This window comes from Bifidobacterium sp. SO1, assembly GCF_018555335.1.
Lineage (GTDB): Bacteria > Actinomycetota > Actinomycetes > Actinomycetales > Bifidobacteriaceae > Bifidobacterium > Bifidobacterium simiiventris.
On record NZ_JAFEJR010000005.1, the window covers coordinates 73,492 to 88,351 of the forward strand.

Sequence of the window (14,860 nt, forward strand, 5' to 3'; positions counted from 1 at the left end):
CGGTACTCAGTACCGCGACTGAGGAGCAACGCGGATAACGCACCATCAGAGCATGCAGGAGACGCAGCCCTGGACCTCGGTGCCTTCCAGCGCCTGCTGGCGGATGCGGATGTAGTACAGGGTCTTGATGCCCTTGCGCCACGCGTAGATCTGCGCCTTGTTCACGTCACGCGTGGTGGCCGTGTCGGGGAAGAACAGCGTGAGCGAGAGCCCCTGGTCGACGTGCTGCGTCGCCTCCGCGTACGTGTCGACGATCGCCTTCCAGCCGATCTCGTACGCGTCCTTGAAATACTCGAGGTTCTCGTTCGTCATGTACGGCGCGGGGTAGTACATGCGGCCGATCTTGCCTTCCTTGCGGATCTCGATCTTGGAGACGATCGGGTGGATCGACGACGTGCTGTGGTTGATGTACGAGATCGATCCGGTCGGCGGCACGGCCTGCAGGTTCTGGTTGTAGATGCCGTCGGCGAGGATCGCGTCGCGCAGCGCGGCCCAGTCGGCGACGGTCGGGATCGCGACGCCGTACTTCGCGAACAGGTCGCGCACGCGCGCGGTGCGCGGCTCTAGCGAGCGACGTCCATCGGTGTACTTGTCGAAATAGTTGCCCTGACCGGCCGGCTTCGCGTACGCGGAACGCTCGAAGCCGACGAACGCGCGGCCGCGGCTCACCGCGAGGTCGTGCGACGCACGGTAGGCATGGTAGGCGACGGTCATGAAGTACATGTCGGTGAAGTCGAGCGCCTCGTCGGAACCGTACTGGATGCCTTCGAGCGCGAGGAAGCCGTGCAGGTTCATCTGGCCGAGGCCGATCGCGTGGCCCTCCTCGTTGGCGCGGCGGATCGACGGCACCGCGTTGATGCTGGTCTGCTCGGCGACGGACGTGAGCGCGCGGATCGCCGTCTCGACCGTGCCCGCAAGACCGCCGTCCATCGCCTTGGCGATGTTGAGCGAGCCGAGGTTGCACGAGATATCGCGGCCGACGTGCGCGTAGCTCAGATCCTCGTTGAACGCGCTCGGCTCCTGCACCTGCAGGATCTCGGAACACAGGTTCGACATGGTCACGCGGCCGTCGATCGGGTTGGCGCGGTTGACGGTGTCCTCGAACACGATGTACGGGTAGCCGGACTCGAACTGCAGCTCGGCGAGGGTTGTGAAGAACTTGCGCGCGTCGATGTAGGTCTTCTTGATGCGGTCGTCCGCGACCATCTTCTCGTAGTTCTCGCTGATCGGCACGTCGGCGAACGGCTTGCCGTACACGCGTTCGACGTCGTACGGGCTGAACAGCGCCATCTGCTCCTTGCGCTTGGCCAGCTCGAACGTGATGTCGGGCACGACCACGCCGAGCGCGAGCGACTTGATGCGGATCTTCTCGTCCGCGTTCTCGCGCTTGGTGTCGAGGAAACGCATGATGTCGGGGTGGTGCGCACTCAGGTAGACCGCGCCCGCGCCCTGTCGGGCGCCGAGCTGGTTCGCGTACGAGAACGAGTCCTCGAGCAGTTTCATGACCGGCACGACGCCGCTCGACTGGTTCTCGATGTGCTTGATCGGTGCGCCGAGCTCGCGCAGGTTGCTCAGCAGCAGGGCCACGCCGCCGCCGCGCTTCGACAGTTGCAGGGCCGCGTTGATGCCGCGCGAGATCGACTCCATGTTGTCTTCGATGCGCACGAGGAAGCAGCTGACCGCCTCGCCGCGCTGCGCCTTGCCGAGGTTGAGGAACGTCGGGGTGGCCGGCTGGAAGCGGCCGGCGATCATCTCGTCGAGGTAGCTGATCGCTGCGTGCTCGTCGCCGGCGGCCAGCGCGAGCGCGACCGCGGCGCAACGCTGCGGGAAGTCCTCGAGGTACTGCTTGCCGTCGAACGATTTGAGCGCGTAGGAGCGGAAGAACTTGAACGCGCCGAGGAACGTTTCGAACTCGTATCCGCTGGCGGCCGCACGGGCGTAGAACGCGTCGAGGAACTCGGGGGAGTACTGCTCGAAGACGTGCGCCTCGTAGTACTGGTTGTCGATCAGGTAGGCGAGGCGCTCGGCCGTGGAGTCGAAGCGGCGTGTGTTCGGCTCGATCTCGCTGGCGACGTACGCGCGTTCGGCTTCTTTGTCCTTGCCGAACTGGATGCGGTGGTGCTCGTCGTACAGGTTGAGCATCGCGTTGAGCGCGTGGTAGTCGGTGGACGGGTCGTAGGTGGTCATGGATGATCTTTCGTGGGTCGTGGATGGGATGGATGGGGGGGGGGGAGTCGGAGGCGGCGGTCTTGGTTGTCGGCGGGCGTTCGGTGTCTGGCGGCTGATGACGGTGTTCGGTTTTCGTTAGGATTGTGCGCCTTCTCGCCGGAAACGGACGTTCGGCGATGTGTTTGCGTCCGTTTGCTTCAAGGATGGGCGGTTCCTGGCGGAAACCGGACGCCGGATGACGCGTTTGCGTCCGTTTTTCACTAGGACGCGTACCTCTCAGCGGGAAACGGACGCGGATCCGGCTAGCCGAGCTCGCCGAGGGTCGAGAAGAACCGGGAGAGTCCGTCTCGCGTCTTGCGCACGTCCTCGGGGGTTCCCATGAGCTCGAACGTGAACAGCAGCGGCACCTTGCATTTTGCGGAGACGATGCGGCCTGCCGCGCCGTACGCTTCGCCGAAGTTCGTGTTGCCGGAGGCGATCACGCCGCGGATCCATGCACGGTTGTCCGGATCGTTGAGGAACCGTTTGACCTGCGGCGGTACTGCCTTCGCGACGACCCCTCCGCCGTAGGTCGGCACGATCAGCACGTACGGCTGGCGTACGGCGAGCGGCTCGTCGCCGGGGCGCAGTGGGATGCGGTAGGTCGCGATGTCCAGTTCGTCGAACCGGCAGCTTTCCACGAACCGGGTGGTGTTCTCGGATGCGGAGGAGAAGTAGACGACCGCGCCGGCATGGCGTTCATCTGATCGAAGTTGATTGCTCTGTGATGATGCTGTGCTGCTCATGTGATGAGTTGATGGGTCGGTGATGGTCGTAGCGAGTTGGTGTGCGGATCGTGATCGTCGGGATGATGTGTGATCACTCGGTGATTGGTGATCAGTTATTGATGATTGCGTCGTGCGACGGATGGCGGGCCGGTGGCGCGGGACAGGGATGCGTTGCCGTGTATCCGGTGTTCGTCATCGGCGGGGTATGACGCGACGATGACGAGCTGTATGTTTCGCTTGCGGCCGGTTATGCGGCCAGCACGCGCTGATCGGCGGTCGACGCCGAAATGATGTCATGCTCGGCGACGGATTGGGCGGCGATCGACTTCGCCAGCGCGCGGATCAGATCCGGACGATATCCGGTCCAGGAATGATCCGGGGCGATCACGACCGGGGCCTGCTTGAAGCCCGCACGCTGCAGTTGCTCGAGCGTGGAGGGGTTTTCGGACAGGTCGACGGTCTCGAACGGGATGCCGAGCTTGGTGAGCTGGCGCTTGGTGGCATCGCACTGCGGGCAGCGCGGCTTGGTGAAGACGGTGACGGTCATGGTTGCCTCCATTTCGTATCGAGTGAGTCCCGTGTACCCCTGTGGTTCGTTACGCGGTCGGTGACAGTTGACCAATAGTACAACTCGATGTTTCCTTCGTAACCACTAGTTCTTGTGGCGTGTCGAGCGTGTCGGCACTAGATGTAGTGGTTGGAATCGTGTCGGCAGTAAGCGTGTCGCATGCAGACGGCGGCTGTCCGGTCGGCTGGAACTCGTCATTGTCAGATAAATCACATTGTCTTTTCGTGGTGAAAACCGCTCGCTGAACGTGTGCTCGGCGAGCGGTTTCTGCCGCGCGGCGATACGGAGCGTGGGGTAACGTAAGCCGCATGAGCGAGAGCAATACGCAGACGGCATATTTTGCAGGCGGATGTTTCTGGGGATTGGAACGGTACTTCCAGAATGTGGATGGCGTGATCGACACAACGGTCGGTTATGCTCAGTCGCGAACGGAATCGCCCACCTATGAGCAAGTGTGCTCAGGCGATACTGATGCGGTCGAAACCGTCAAAGTTGTTTTTGATCCCGAGCGAGTTACCCTGCGTACGTTGTCGCTGCTGTTCCTCGAGATCATCGACCCGTTCTCCGTCGATCAGCAGGGCGAGGACCGCGGTCGCCAGTACCGCACCGGCATGTTCTACACGGACGACTCGCAGCGTGCGGTATATATCGCCGCGCTTGAACAGCTGGTCGACCGTCAGCCGCAGCGTCCGGCCGTGCTGATCGAGCCGTTGCGCAACTTTTATCCAGCCGAGGATCGTCATCAGGACTATCTGATCAACAATCCCGGCGGTTACTGTCACATTCCGATCGCTGCGATCGCGAATGTGAAGAACCGGCAAAAATACGTCGAGAAAATCTGGGATCTGACGCTCGAACAGTTTGCGGTCACTCAGCTTGCCGCCACCGAACGACCGTTTGTGAACGAATATGATCACGAATTCGAGCCGGGTATCTACGTGGACATCGTCAGCGGCAAGCCGCTGTTCTCGTCGCGCGACAAGTTCGATTCCGGCTGCGGCTGGCCCGCGTTTAGCAAGCCGATCGATGCGGACTCGCTGACCGAGCACGAGGACCATCGCATCCCGGGGCGCGATCGTATCGAGGTGCGCACCGCCGAAACGCAGCTCCATCTCGGCCACGTATTCACCGACGGCCCGGCCGACCGCGGCGGTCTGCGCTACTGCATGAACTCCGCCGCACTGCGGTTCGTCCCGCGCTCGCGCATGGCCGAAGAGGGGTATGCCGACTGGATTCCGTTCGTCGACGGCGAGTGACGCCGAAGTTGGGAAGCATCCTCACCGGAACGTGGCAGAGCTGAGACAGTCCAAGCGATCCATCGGGACAATCCGGCTGCCACGAAATGACAAGACCCTTGGAATCTCAATGATTCCAAGGGTCTTACTGTGCCCCCCGTGGGATTCGAACCCACAACCCACGACTTAAAAGGACGCTGCTCTAACCGTTGAGCTAGAGGGGCAACAGCACTAAGATACACACTTCCGCCAGACAATCCCAAATCGGCGTGGCGGGTGCTTTTGCCCGTGCCCGTCGGCCCGTGCGCGGCGCATAAAGGAAAAAGCCCGGTAGGGGAACCGGGCTTTTGTGAGAGAGGAAGAGAAGAAGAAGGTTTTCAGTTATATACGACCTTGCGGTCGTGGTTACATATAACAACGCGAATCTCGGCGGAACGTGCCGTTTGGCTGGGAACGTTGTGGGAAACCCGTGCCGGTTCTGTGAACGTCGGTGCTGCGAATTCCGCGAGCGTGCGCCGATTCATATTGCGATGGGGAGCGGCCGGTCGTTACGCGGCCGACGTACGATGATCGTGTCTAGTGGAGAAGAGTCACCAAAGGGGGATCGACACATGCCGTTACACCTGATCGATATCGTGCGTTACGAAGGCGGCGATCAGAACAAGGTCTTCGCCTGGAAGCATCCGAACACCGCGCTCAAGCCCGGCACCAAGCTTGACGTGATGCCGCATCAGCTCGCGGTGTTCGTCCGGTCGGGGCGCATCGCGCAGACCTACGCCGAAGGCCGCCATACGGTGGCCGGACAGAGCACGCCGTTCCTCACCGGCGTGACCAAGATGTTCACCGGCGGCGTCGATCCGTACTCGTCCATGCTGTATTTCATCAATGTGTTCGACCAGACCGGCATGCAGTGGGGCACGTCCGACCCGATCCAGATCCCGGTGCCGGGCACGGTGAGCGCCCGTTCGACCGGCCTGTCGATCCCGGCCGGCGCGCACGGGCGATATTTGATCGCGCTGGCGTATGACCATGGCGACGATCCGCAGACGCAGCAGCGCAACGGCGATCACCTGCAGGCGTTCTTCGAGCAGTTCGTGTCCGGTCACGATGAGGTCACGCGATCGAAAGTGGCCGATCTCGTCCGTCAACGAGTGAACATGATCATTCGCGACCAGATCAGCAAGGCATTCACCGTGCTCAACCTTCCGATCAACCAGATCGACAGCCACACCGCGCAGATCAACGACGAGATCCTGCGCCAGCTGGCGGCTGCGAACGTGTTCGGCGAGTTCGAGCAGCGGTACGGCCTGCGCATCCTCGATTTCGTCACCGACGCGATCGTCGTCGATAAGGGCAGCGAGGAATACCGGGTATACAACCGTCGGGCGCAGGCATACGAGGACAAGGCCTCGAACGCGGAAAGCGGCCTGTACCAGGCAAACCTGGACTCCCGCTCGTCGATGGCGCACACCGATGCGATGGCGTATGACCAGCAGCAGCGCGCCTACACCTACCAGCAGAAGCGGACGATGGACGTGCTGCATACGGCCGCCGACAACAAGGGCACCGGCTCCGACCTGCTCAGCGGCGGCATCGGTGTCGGCGTGGGCGTGCACGCGGCCGGCACGATCGCGCGCAGCCTCGGCAAGGCGATCAGAGAGTCGATGAGCGACACTGATTTCGCGGCATCCGGCTCGCCCGTGGCTCCGGCACAGCCTTCGGCGGAACAGGCGGTGCAGGTCGCGGCCGCGCAGGCGGCGCAACAGGTCGCGGCGGCCGGTGCCGCGCAGTCGCAGCCCGAACCGGCACCTGCCGCGGAGCCGGCCGCCGCGCCCACCCAGGCCGCGGCCCCCGCCGACCCGGTCGAGGCGCTCACCAAGCTCAAGCAGCTGCATGATCTCAAGCTGATCTCCGACGACCAGTTCGCCGCCAAGCAGCAGGAGATCCTCTCCCGCCTGTGAGCGCAGCCGATCGGCCGCAATCATCAACGGTCATATCATCAACGGTCATATCTCGTGAAGCAAACAAAGAAGGAAGAATCCATGATCCAAGGCAAGCAAGCCCCCATTTTCATCGTGCTGGCGACCGTCGTCGTCGACATCATCATGCTGTTGATCCCGCACACGAACGCGGTGGCGTTCTGGATCGCACTGGCGCTGCTCACGCTGAGCGGATTGCTGTTCCTTGTGCCGTTCTCCGTCGGCTCGCCCTCCGACTACACCACACGGATCCCGGTGATCGCCGCGCTCGGCGTGAACTACGTGGCGCAGATCGTGCTCACGTTCATCGCGAACACCGGCGTGTGGCGCGTGACCGTGGGCATCGCCCTCGTGCTGTTCCTTGCGCTCGCCGCGGTGGCGCTGGCCACCTCCCGGTCCGAACAGGCGAGCGATGAGTCCGCCGCGCGTCTCGCGCAGCAGGAGGAGACCCGGTTCACGCCCACGAAGGGCGGCTTCTGATGCAGCCGGCGGCTCGAAACGGAGGAGGTGCGCGATGAGGATGCTCTTCGTCAAGCGCCTGTTCGCGCGGTTCATGGTCTGCATATGGGCGTTCGTGTTCCTCGCCGTCGGGGCGGGGATGCTGTGGGTGGCCGCGCTCATCGGCATCGATGCGTATGTCTCCGATGAGCGAAACCGCGCCGAGGTCATCAAAGGATTATCCGCCTCGAATAGGGATCAGGCGGACAGCATGATCCGTGCGATCCATACGTGGGCCGAAGGGGCGCACATGCTGGTCGGCCCGGTCGCCGTCCTCACGTTGGCGATCGTCGCCGGCGCGGTTCTGCTGATGACCATGTCGCAGGACATGGTCGACATGGTCAACGCGAAGACCTTCAGTCGGGCTTCCGGCCGTATCGCCAGCCAAATGGGCTATGACCCGACCATGCGGCGCACCGGACGGCGTCTTGACGACGCTTACGGATCGCCGGCGGCGCGGCCCGAGAGCGCACCCGGATATGCTCCGCCCTCCGAGCCGCCCGTCTCGCCGGTCACCAACACGTCGTATAGCTTCGGCACCCCCTCCGTCGGAGCCGAAGAAAGCGGCAAGGAGGCCAGATGATGGACGGGTTGTTGATACTGCTGTTCGTCTTGGTGATCATCGTGCTGTTGATCGGCCTGCCGGTGCTGGTCATCTGGCTGCTGATCGCGATGTGCAAGCGTCTGTCCGGCACGCAGAGCGCCGTGAAGTACTTCATGCTGCCCATGGCGTTTCTGCTGTGCCTGGGCACCGGACTGGGACAGTTGCTTGCCGGTGTGGAGGAGATGCTGTATGAATCGGACGGGATGATCGGCGCGCTTGGCGCTCTGGCGTACGGGGCGGCGCTCACCGGCGTCGGCATCTGGCTGCTAGTGCTCACCGTCCGTGACGAGTGGAACGCCTCGCGGCGGCTGTACGCCCTGCGCCACGACACGTATGTGCGGGTGCAACGGCACATCGACCAGGAAACGGATGCGTCCGTCGGGCTGCACGTCGCCGCGGGCATCACGTCGTCGGCCGGCAAGGTGCTGCGCTGCCCGTCGTGCGGATGCGAATGCATCCTGCCGATGGGACATGCGATCCTGTGCGCGGCCTGCGGCAACGAACTGTCGCTGACCGCGCGGCGGTACACCGACAACACGTCCGCCGCGCATATGCGGTCACGGACGGCCCCTGCCGGTACGCGTCCGCAATCCTCGCCGAACCTGCCTCCGCCCAGTGGTGTCGCATACCCTGCTCCCATGCCAGTAGGCGCGCCTTTCGCGGCTCCGGCGCCGTCCGCCAGGCCCAATCGCGATGCCGGACGTGCCGGACGGCAGGAAGGAGACCTCTCATGACCAGTACCATGCGACAGGCCGGTCCCGCTCGGCCGACCGGCAATCCGGTGTTGCCGGACGACCAGATCCAACGCGACGCGCGGCGGCGCGACGTGAGACTGATGTGGATGTACGGCATCGGATCGGTGGTCTATATCGTGCTGGCGGTCGTGGCGGTGCTGCAGGTCTCGTCGTTCCTGACGACGTTCCTGGAGCCCCAGGTGCGTGCCGCCGCTGTTACGAGCGGACTGAACATCGACGGTCTCGACCAGTTCATCAGTGTCATTTTCTGGGTCCAGATCGTCTTCTTCGTGGTGATGATCGTCGTGCCGATGATCGTCGCGATCGTCAACTTCGTCACGCGACTGCGGCGCTGGCGGAGGTACGTGTACTGCTCGTCGCCGGCATACCTGCAGTCGCTGGTCGACGGACAGGCCGACGCGGCGACCAGGGAGACGATCGGCCGCATCACCAAGGAGCTCATGTACGTGAACCGCAAGTGCCCGAACTGCGGGCGCTGGCTCTGGACCCCGGCCGAGGGCACGGTGGAATGCCCGAGCTGCGCGCGCAGGGTGTGAGCGCGCTGCCTGCTGACCGATGGCGGTGCCCGGCCGTAGTGATCCGCTGCGACCGGGCCGGCGGGTCAACCGTGCCGTGTTAAATGACTGACGTGAAGAAACTGATTGCGCAGCTTATGAAATTCGGCATCGTCGGTGTGATCGCCTTTATCATCGACTGGGGCATCCTGAACATCCTGGTCGGCGTGTTCCATATGCATAACGTGCTCGCCGCCACCATCTCCTTCATCATCTCGCTGATCTTCAACTATCTGGCGAGCATGAAGTTTGTGTTCAAGCACCGCGACGACATGGCGCGGTGGATGGAAATCGTGATCTTCGTGGCCGGCGCGGTGGTCGGTCTGTTCATGAATGACGCGATCATCTGGATCTCGACGTACGGCATGAACCATGACGCGTACGTGTCGCAGCATGCGGAGTACCTGCTGCGCACGAACGTGGGCAAGCTGATCGCCACCGCCGTGGTGATGGTCTGGAACTTCCTGATCCGCAAGTGGCTGCTGGACGACACGCATACGAACGCCATGAACCGTCTGCGTTCCGCCGACAACCGCCTGAGCGCCGAGGAGCTCGAGGCCAAGTGGCTCAACAGCTTCTCGCACAAGCTCGGCGTATGGTCTCTCGAGCACACCCCCAAGGGCTGGCCGAAGTAGGAAAGTGGACCATCATTGATGGTCCGGTTCAGCCGGGTGTATGTCGTAAGTGGGCAGAATCGGACTTAAGAAGTCATAGGTGGGTAAATATCTGTTACTTGGCCTTCGAAATGGGGTCTATCTGGTACGACTTTACCCACTTACTGATTTCAGAGTCCGGAAGTACCCACTTATCGATTCCGAAAATACCCGCTTACGGATTCAGCCGGGCGCCATCAACCGGAACGATGGCGGATTCCCGCGGATCCTTCCTGATGTTCCGGAATCTCCCGGGCTTACGGCCGTCACGGTCCCTCAAACCGGCAGTATGCCCGGGAACATGCGTCGCAATGAACCACCCTCCCGGGCTTACGGCCTGTTAACAACCCGCAACCGGCCGTATGCCCGGGAATGAGCGTCTCGTCGTGCTGATGAGCCTCGCATCTCCCGGGCATACGCCCGTTTTACGGGTAGGAGCCGGCCGTATGCCCGGGAGTGGGCGGTGGATCGGTGGCTTCTCCCGGGCTTGCGGCCGGTTTGAAGACCGTATTCGGCCGTATGCCCAGGAACATTGACGGAATGCGCATCCATATGACTGAGAAACGAAAAAAAGCTAGGAATCGTTGTGATTCCTAGCTTCGTGTTGGTAGCGGGGCATGGATTTGAACCATGGACCTCTGGGTTATGAGCCCAGCGAGCTACCGAGCTGCTCCACCCCGCGTCGGCTTGTCTTGCGACAGCTCTATCTAAGATACCGGCAACCGGTCAGATGTCAAATCGGCGTGTCGCGCCAGAAACCGCAGAGGAACCCGCGCCCCGATAGCCCGCCATAAGCGCAACCGATAACCCACGTGGCGTCCCGTCGTCGGCATGTTGCCATAATAGATGCCATGCCTATCAAGATCCCCAGTGGCCTGCCGGCCCGTGCCATCCTCGATTCGGAACGCATCTTCGCGCTCGAGAAGCCCGAAGCGGAGCGCCAGCGCGTGCGTCCGCTCAAACTGGTGATCCTGAACCTCATGCCCAAGAAGATCGAGACGGAGACACAGTTGCTGCGCCTCATCTCGAAATCCCCGCTGCAGGTGGAGATCGACTTTATGAAGACCTCCACGCACGAGGCCACGCACGTCTCCGCCGACCACCTGCTCAAGTTCTACGAGACGCTCGATGCGTTCAAGGACAACTATTACGACGGTTTCGTCGTCACCGGCGCGCCGGTCGAACATATGCCGTTCGAGCAGGTCGATTACTGGGACGAGTTCAAGTCGATCCTCGACTGGGCCTCGACGCACGTGTTCTCGACCATGTACCTGTGCTGGGGCGCGATGGGCGCGCTCAATTACCGCTACGGCGTGCGCAAGGTCGACTATCCCGAGAAGATCTTCGGCGTGTTTCCGCAGTATCTGCAGGACGAGTACTGCTTCCTGACGAACGGATTCGACGAGATCGCGCTGCAGCCGCACTCGCGACTCGCCGGCGTGAACGAGGACGATGTGGCCGCGAACCACGACCTGCAGGTGCTCACGTGGGGGCCGCAGTCCGGTCCGGGGCTGATCGCTACGCGCGATTTCTCGGAGGTGTTCGCGCTCGGCCATTGGGAGTACGGCAAGTACACGCTCGCGGAGGAGTATGAGCGCGACATGGCCAAGGGCCTGACGAACGTGCCGTTCCCGAAGAACTACTTCCCGCATGACGATCCGCAGCTGGAGCCCCTGTTCAGCTGGCGCGCGCACGGCAACCTGCTGTGGCGCAATTGGCTGAACTGGGTGTATCAGACGACGCCGTACGATCTGACCGAGGTGCCGCAGTTGCGCAAGGAGAAGCGGCTGGGTACGGACCGTTCGATTCGTCACGAGCCGGGGAGTCCGCGCCGGGACGGTTTCGCGCCGTTCGCGCACGACGGCTACGGCGTGATCGAAGGCTGATGGTGGACGACGGTCTGCGACCGCGTTGTTGATTGGCGGCCTGATGGCCGCGTACCCCACCCGCCCGGCTTATGCCGGGCACCCTCCCCTGAGAGGGGAGGCGGAGTTTGAGTGGGACGGAATCGCTTTGCCGCAGAGGATGTTTCGACAGCGTCGCCAGAGGCGGGATGTCCACAACGTGGACGGAGCGATATCCGAAAAACGAACGTCGAGAATGTCACAGTGCGGATGTGACTGTGAGCGATAACACAACAATTGTTGACAGATCGTCTAAACGCGCGAATCATGCAAAACGCCGACGGAACGGCGCGGTTCCGCCGCTGCTTGACTTTGTCCGAACGCGGGCTAATAATCACTTCTCAGCCATTCGGAGTCGAATGCACGACGTCGACTCCAAGCCACGCCGCGCGGACCCTGAACCGGGGAGACGGAAGTAACCGGCATGTCACATTCGCCCTACCCCTTGGGCTAAACTGACACCGGAAACAAGAAGCAGGAGGCGTGATTATGGTCGGTTCATTCGGCACAGGCATGCTGTTGGCAGCCGAGACTGGCGCGCATCTTCCGTCGGTCGATGACTTCCTTCCTCCGGAGATCCTGTTCCAGGGCACTCCGTTCGCGATCAATCGCATCATTCTTATCCGCATCGTCGCCACGATCGTGCTGCTGCTCGTGCTGGGCGTCACCGCCAGCCGCGCCAAGCTGATCCCCGGCCGCTGGCAGGGCGTCGTCGAGATGGGTCTCGACTTCGTGCGCGACAAGATCGTCTACGACATCATGGGCGAGACCCGCGGCAAGCGCTACGTGCCGATGATCACCACGCTGTTCTTCACGATCTTCGTGTTCAACCTGTGCGGCATCATTCCGGGCATGAACATGGCCGCCACCGCGACCGTCGTCATGCCGCTCGTGTTCGCACTGTGGACGATGATCCAATACTGGATCGCCGCCGCCCGATCGCAGGGCCTCGGCCACTACCTGCGCCATGAGCTGTTCACGCCGGGCGTGCCGTGGCCGGTCTACATCCTGCTCGCGCCGATCAACATCCTTGAGCTGCTCGTCATTCGTCCGGCCTCGCTGACGATCCGACTTTTCGCGAACATGGTCTCCGGCCACCTCATGGTCGCCACCTGCCTAGCGTTCGCGCAGTACTGGATGGTCGACGCGGTCAACAAGCTGCAGGGCGTCCCGGTGGGCGCGCTGTGGTTCGCGGGCGGCTTCGCGATGACCTGCTTCGAGGCGTTCGTCGCGTTCCTGCAGGCCTACGTGTTCGCGATCCTGTCGACCGTGTACATCAACCTGAGCTTCCCGGAGGAGTGAGCCAGCGGTCATCCGCGCACGGCGCAACTCCCCGTCCCCGCACGTTCCGCAACGTAACAACCATCAACCAAACCAGCGGAACGCAAGCGGAACCCCAAGATTTATAACGTCACCTCGTACGTTAGAAAGGAAACAGAAATGGATATCATCACCCTCGCTGAGGTCGCCGGCAACCTGTCCGTCATCGGCTACGGCATCGGTACTCTGGGCCCTGGCATCGGTCTGGGCATCCTCTTCGGTAAGGCCATGGAATCCACCGCTCGTCAGCCCGAGATGTCCGGCAAGATCCAGACCATCATGTTCATCGGCCTGGCTCTGGTCGAGGTGCTGGCCCTGATCGGCTTCGTCGCCGCCCTGATCATCAAGTAACGATCGTCCGACGCACGAAACAACGATTTCATGTCCAACAATGAAAGGAGGGCTTCATGATGACACTGGCAGAAGGCGGAATCGATCTGTTCATCCCCGAGACCTATGACATTGTGTGGTCCCTGATCATCCTTGTCATCGTTGCGCTGTTCTTCTACAAGTTCTTCCTGCCGAAGTTCAATGCGATCTTCGACGAGCGTGCGGCAAAGATCGAAGGCAACATCGCCAAGGCCGAACAGGCCAAGAAGGACGCTGACGAGGCGAAGGCCAAGTATGAGGCCCAGCTGAGCAACGCCCGCGTGGAAGCCTCCAAGATCCGCGACGACGCCCGCGCCGAAGCCTCGCACATCATCGCAGACGCCCGCTCCCGCGCCGAATCCGACGCGGCGCAGATCACCGCCAACGCGCAGCGCTCCATCGAGTCGCAGCACCGTCAGGCGATGGTCAGCCTCAAGGGCGAAGTCGGCACGCTCGCCGCTGCCCTCGCGGGCAAGATCCTCGGCTCCAAGCTCGAGGACGCGGACGTGCAGTCGAGCATGATCGACAACATGCTCGACGAGATGGACTCCGACAAGAAGTGACCGTCTGGCAGTGACTGTCAAGACTACAACGCAAACGTCAAGGAAAGGGAGGTGACCAATGCGAGGAGAAGCATCGCGCATCGCCGATCGCGTCTCTCGTGACTCGCTGGCACCCAAGCTGCGCGACTCCGGCGAGGACGCATGGCGCATCGGGAACGAGCTGTTCTCGATCACCAACGTGCTCGATCACAACGTCCAGCTTGAACGCGCGCTCACCGACCCGTCGCGCCCGGTGGCGGACAAGGTCGCCGTACTGAACACCCTGATCGGTGGTCAGGCGCACCCGATGACGATGGAGATCATGACCGATCTGGTCGGTCGCCGTTGGAGCCGCGTGTCCGACATCGCCAACGCCGTAGAGGACTTCGGCGTGGATGGCATGATGTACTACGCGGACGCCACTGGTGCCACCCTGCAGGTGTCGGTCGAGCTGGCCGAACTGCATTCGGCGCTGCTCGGTATGCCGGTTCTGCGATCCGAGCTGTCGGACGACAGCGCCCCGGCCGAGGCCCGCACCAAGCTGCTCAACAGCCTGATCGGATCCAGCGATCTCAACAAGGTCACCAAGCGTCTCGCGGAACACGCGACCTGCAACCTGCGCAACCGCCGCTACCTGCAGACCGTGCAGTGGCTGATCAACAAGTTCTCGCGCCACATGGGCGAGTCGATGGTCACCGTGACCACCGCCACGCCGCTCAAGATCGAACAGGTCAAGAAGCTGGTCGCGATCTACACGAAGAAGGTCGGCCGCCCGGTGCACATCAACTCGGTCGTGGATCCGTCCGTGATCGGCGGCATGCGCATCCAGGTGGGCGACGAGGTCACCGACAACACGGTGGTCGCGCAGCTCCAGCATTTGAACCGCACTGTTCAGGCCAGCGCCTGACGGCATATATCCCGCGCCCGCACGCAGCGGACGGCA

Annotated in this window: 15 protein-coding genes and 2 tRNA genes; 12 read left to right on the forward strand and 5 right to left on the reverse strand. The window is 62.4% G+C overall.

Annotation, left to right across the window (positions count from 1 at the left end; genetic code table 11):
- Positions 1 to 45: 45 nt before the first annotated feature.
- From nrdE to JS541_RS06115, 3 genes are all read right to left on the reverse strand, one after another.
- Entirely contained in the window at positions 46 to 2,187 is a 2,142-nt protein-coding gene (gene nrdE / locus JS541_RS06105; protein ID WP_214373579.1) for a class 1b ribonucleoside-diphosphate reductase subunit alpha, read from the reverse strand.
- A gap of 284 nt (positions 2,188 to 2,471) precedes the next feature.
- On the reverse strand, positions 2,472 to 2,954 hold the full coding sequence (nrdI, locus tag JS541_RS06110) for a class Ib ribonucleoside-diphosphate reductase assembly flavoprotein NrdI (RefSeq protein WP_214373580.1): 483 nt from the start codon (positions 2,952 to 2,954) through the stop codon (positions 2,472 to 2,474).
- Positions 2,955 to 3,183: 229 nt separating this feature from the next.
- Entirely contained in the window at positions 3,184 to 3,483 is a 300-nt protein-coding gene (locus JS541_RS06115) for a glutaredoxin family protein (protein ID WP_214373581.1), read from the reverse strand.
- 329 nt (positions 3,484 to 3,812) lie between these two features.
- On the opposite strand from JS541_RS06115, the gene msrA reads away from it, so the two are divergent.
- Positions 3,813 to 4,760: a peptide-methionine (S)-S-oxide reductase MsrA gene (gene msrA, locus JS541_RS06120; RefSeq protein WP_214373582.1), complete on the forward strand. Its 948-nt coding sequence runs from the start codon at positions 3,813 to 3,815 to the stop codon at positions 4,758 to 4,760.
- Positions 4,761 to 4,890: 130 nt separating this feature from the next.
- Here the strand turns inward: msrA and JS541_RS06125 are convergent.
- A tRNA-Lys gene (locus JS541_RS06125) sits at positions 4,891 to 4,963 on the reverse strand.
- Between the two features lie 387 nt (positions 4,964 to 5,350).
- On the opposite strand from JS541_RS06125, the gene JS541_RS06130 reads away from it, so the two are divergent.
- The 6 genes from JS541_RS06130 to JS541_RS06155 all read left to right on the forward strand — a co-directional run bounded on the left by JS541_RS06130 (position 5,351) and on the right by JS541_RS06155 (position 9,764).
- Entirely contained in the window at positions 5,351 to 6,700 is a 1,350-nt protein-coding gene (locus JS541_RS06130) for an SPFH domain-containing protein (RefSeq protein ID WP_214373583.1), read from the forward strand.
- 81 nt (positions 6,701 to 6,781) lie between these two features.
- The gene (locus JS541_RS06135) at positions 6,782 to 7,198 is read left to right on the forward strand and encodes a hypothetical protein (protein WP_214373584.1); all 417 of its coding nucleotides are present in this window, start codon (positions 6,782 to 6,784) and stop codon (positions 7,196 to 7,198) included.
- A 34-nt stretch (positions 7,199 to 7,232) separates the two neighbouring features.
- A complete protein-coding gene (locus JS541_RS06140; protein WP_214373585.1) occupies positions 7,233 to 7,799 on the forward strand; it encodes a hypothetical protein in 567 nt (188 codons plus the stop codon).
- Complete coding sequence (locus tag JS541_RS06145; protein WP_214373586.1) at positions 7,796 to 8,554, forward strand: hypothetical protein; 759 nt, start codon at positions 7,796 to 7,798, stop codon at positions 8,552 to 8,554. The genes JS541_RS06140 and JS541_RS06145 overlap by 4 nt, the downstream gene beginning before the upstream one ends.
- Positions 8,551 to 9,111: a hypothetical protein gene (locus JS541_RS06150; RefSeq protein WP_214373587.1), complete on the forward strand. Its 561-nt coding sequence runs from the start codon at positions 8,551 to 8,553 to the stop codon at positions 9,109 to 9,111. The genes JS541_RS06145 and JS541_RS06150 overlap by 4 nt, the downstream gene beginning before the upstream one ends.
- A gap of 116 nt (positions 9,112 to 9,227) precedes the next feature.
- Positions 9,228 to 9,764 (forward strand): GtrA family protein, encoded by a 537-nt coding sequence (locus tag JS541_RS06155; protein ID WP_214373641.1) that lies wholly within the window; start codon positions 9,228 to 9,230, stop codon positions 9,762 to 9,764.
- 623 nt (positions 9,765 to 10,387) lie between these two features.
- On the opposite strand, the gene JS541_RS06160 is transcribed toward JS541_RS06155, so the two are convergent.
- A tRNA-Met gene (locus tag JS541_RS06160) sits at positions 10,388 to 10,464 on the reverse strand.
- Between the two features lie 169 nt (positions 10,465 to 10,633).
- On the opposite strand from JS541_RS06160, the gene metA reads away from it, so the two are divergent.
- The 5 genes from metA to JS541_RS06185 all read left to right on the forward strand — a co-directional run bounded on the left by metA (position 10,634) and on the right by JS541_RS06185 (position 14,824).
- Positions 10,634 to 11,668 (forward strand): homoserine O-succinyltransferase, encoded by a 1,035-nt coding sequence (metA, locus tag JS541_RS06165; RefSeq protein WP_214373588.1) that lies wholly within the window; start codon positions 10,634 to 10,636, stop codon positions 11,666 to 11,668.
- A gap of 507 nt (positions 11,669 to 12,175) precedes the next feature.
- Positions 12,176 to 12,988, forward strand: coding sequence for a F0F1 ATP synthase subunit A (gene atpB, locus JS541_RS06170; protein WP_214373589.1), 813 nt, complete (start codon positions 12,176 to 12,178; stop codon positions 12,986 to 12,988).
- Positions 12,989 to 13,126: 138 nt separating this feature from the next.
- The gene (gene atpE, locus JS541_RS06175; protein ID WP_033493409.1) at positions 13,127 to 13,357 is read left to right on the forward strand and encodes an ATP synthase F0 subunit C; all 231 of its coding nucleotides are present in this window, start codon (positions 13,127 to 13,129) and stop codon (positions 13,355 to 13,357) included.
- A 59-nt stretch (positions 13,358 to 13,416) separates the two neighbouring features.
- Positions 13,417 to 13,938, forward strand: a complete 522-nt coding sequence (locus JS541_RS06180) for a F0F1 ATP synthase subunit B (protein WP_163146883.1) — start codon at positions 13,417 to 13,419, stop codon at positions 13,936 to 13,938.
- Between the two features lie 58 nt (positions 13,939 to 13,996).
- A complete protein-coding gene (locus JS541_RS06185; protein ID WP_214373590.1) occupies positions 13,997 to 14,824 on the forward strand; it encodes a F0F1 ATP synthase subunit delta in 828 nt (275 codons plus the stop codon).
- Positions 14,825 to 14,860: the final 36 nt, after the last annotated feature.

Coding starts and splice junctions, on each gene's coding strand:
- nrdE (WP_214373579.1), bottom strand. CDS start 2,187: ATGACCACCTACGACCCGTCCACCGACTACCACGCGCTCAACGCGATG.
- nrdI (WP_214373580.1), bottom strand. CDS start 2,954: ATGAGCAGCACAGCATCATCACAGAGCAATCAACTTCGATCAGATGAA.
- JS541_RS06115 (WP_214373581.1), bottom strand. CDS start 3,483: ATGACCGTCACCGTCTTCACCAAGCCGCGCTGCCCGCAGTGCGATGCC.
- msrA (WP_214373582.1), top strand. CDS start 3,813: ATGAGCGAGAGCAATACGCAGACGGCATATTTTGCAGGCGGATGTTTC.
- JS541_RS06130 (WP_214373583.1), top strand. CDS start 5,351: ATGCCGTTACACCTGATCGATATCGTGCGTTACGAAGGCGGCGATCAG.
- JS541_RS06135 (WP_214373584.1), top strand. CDS start 6,782: ATGATCCAAGGCAAGCAAGCCCCCATTTTCATCGTGCTGGCGACCGTC.
- JS541_RS06140 (WP_214373585.1), top strand. CDS start 7,233: ATGAGGATGCTCTTCGTCAAGCGCCTGTTCGCGCGGTTCATGGTCTGC.
- JS541_RS06145 (WP_214373586.1), top strand. CDS start 7,796: ATGATGGACGGGTTGTTGATACTGCTGTTCGTCTTGGTGATCATCGTG.
- JS541_RS06150 (WP_214373587.1), top strand. CDS start 8,551: ATGACCAGTACCATGCGACAGGCCGGTCCCGCTCGGCCGACCGGCAAT.
- JS541_RS06155 (WP_214373641.1), top strand. CDS start 9,228: ATGAAATTCGGCATCGTCGGTGTGATCGCCTTTATCATCGACTGGGGC.
- metA (WP_214373588.1), top strand. CDS start 10,634: ATGCCTATCAAGATCCCCAGTGGCCTGCCGGCCCGTGCCATCCTCGAT.
- atpB (WP_214373589.1), top strand. CDS start 12,176: ATGGTCGGTTCATTCGGCACAGGCATGCTGTTGGCAGCCGAGACTGGC.
- atpE (WP_033493409.1), top strand. CDS start 13,127: ATGGATATCATCACCCTCGCTGAGGTCGCCGGCAACCTGTCCGTCATC.
- JS541_RS06180 (WP_163146883.1), top strand. CDS start 13,417: ATGACACTGGCAGAAGGCGGAATCGATCTGTTCATCCCCGAGACCTAT.
- JS541_RS06185 (WP_214373590.1), top strand. CDS start 13,997: ATGCGAGGAGAAGCATCGCGCATCGCCGATCGCGTCTCTCGTGACTCG.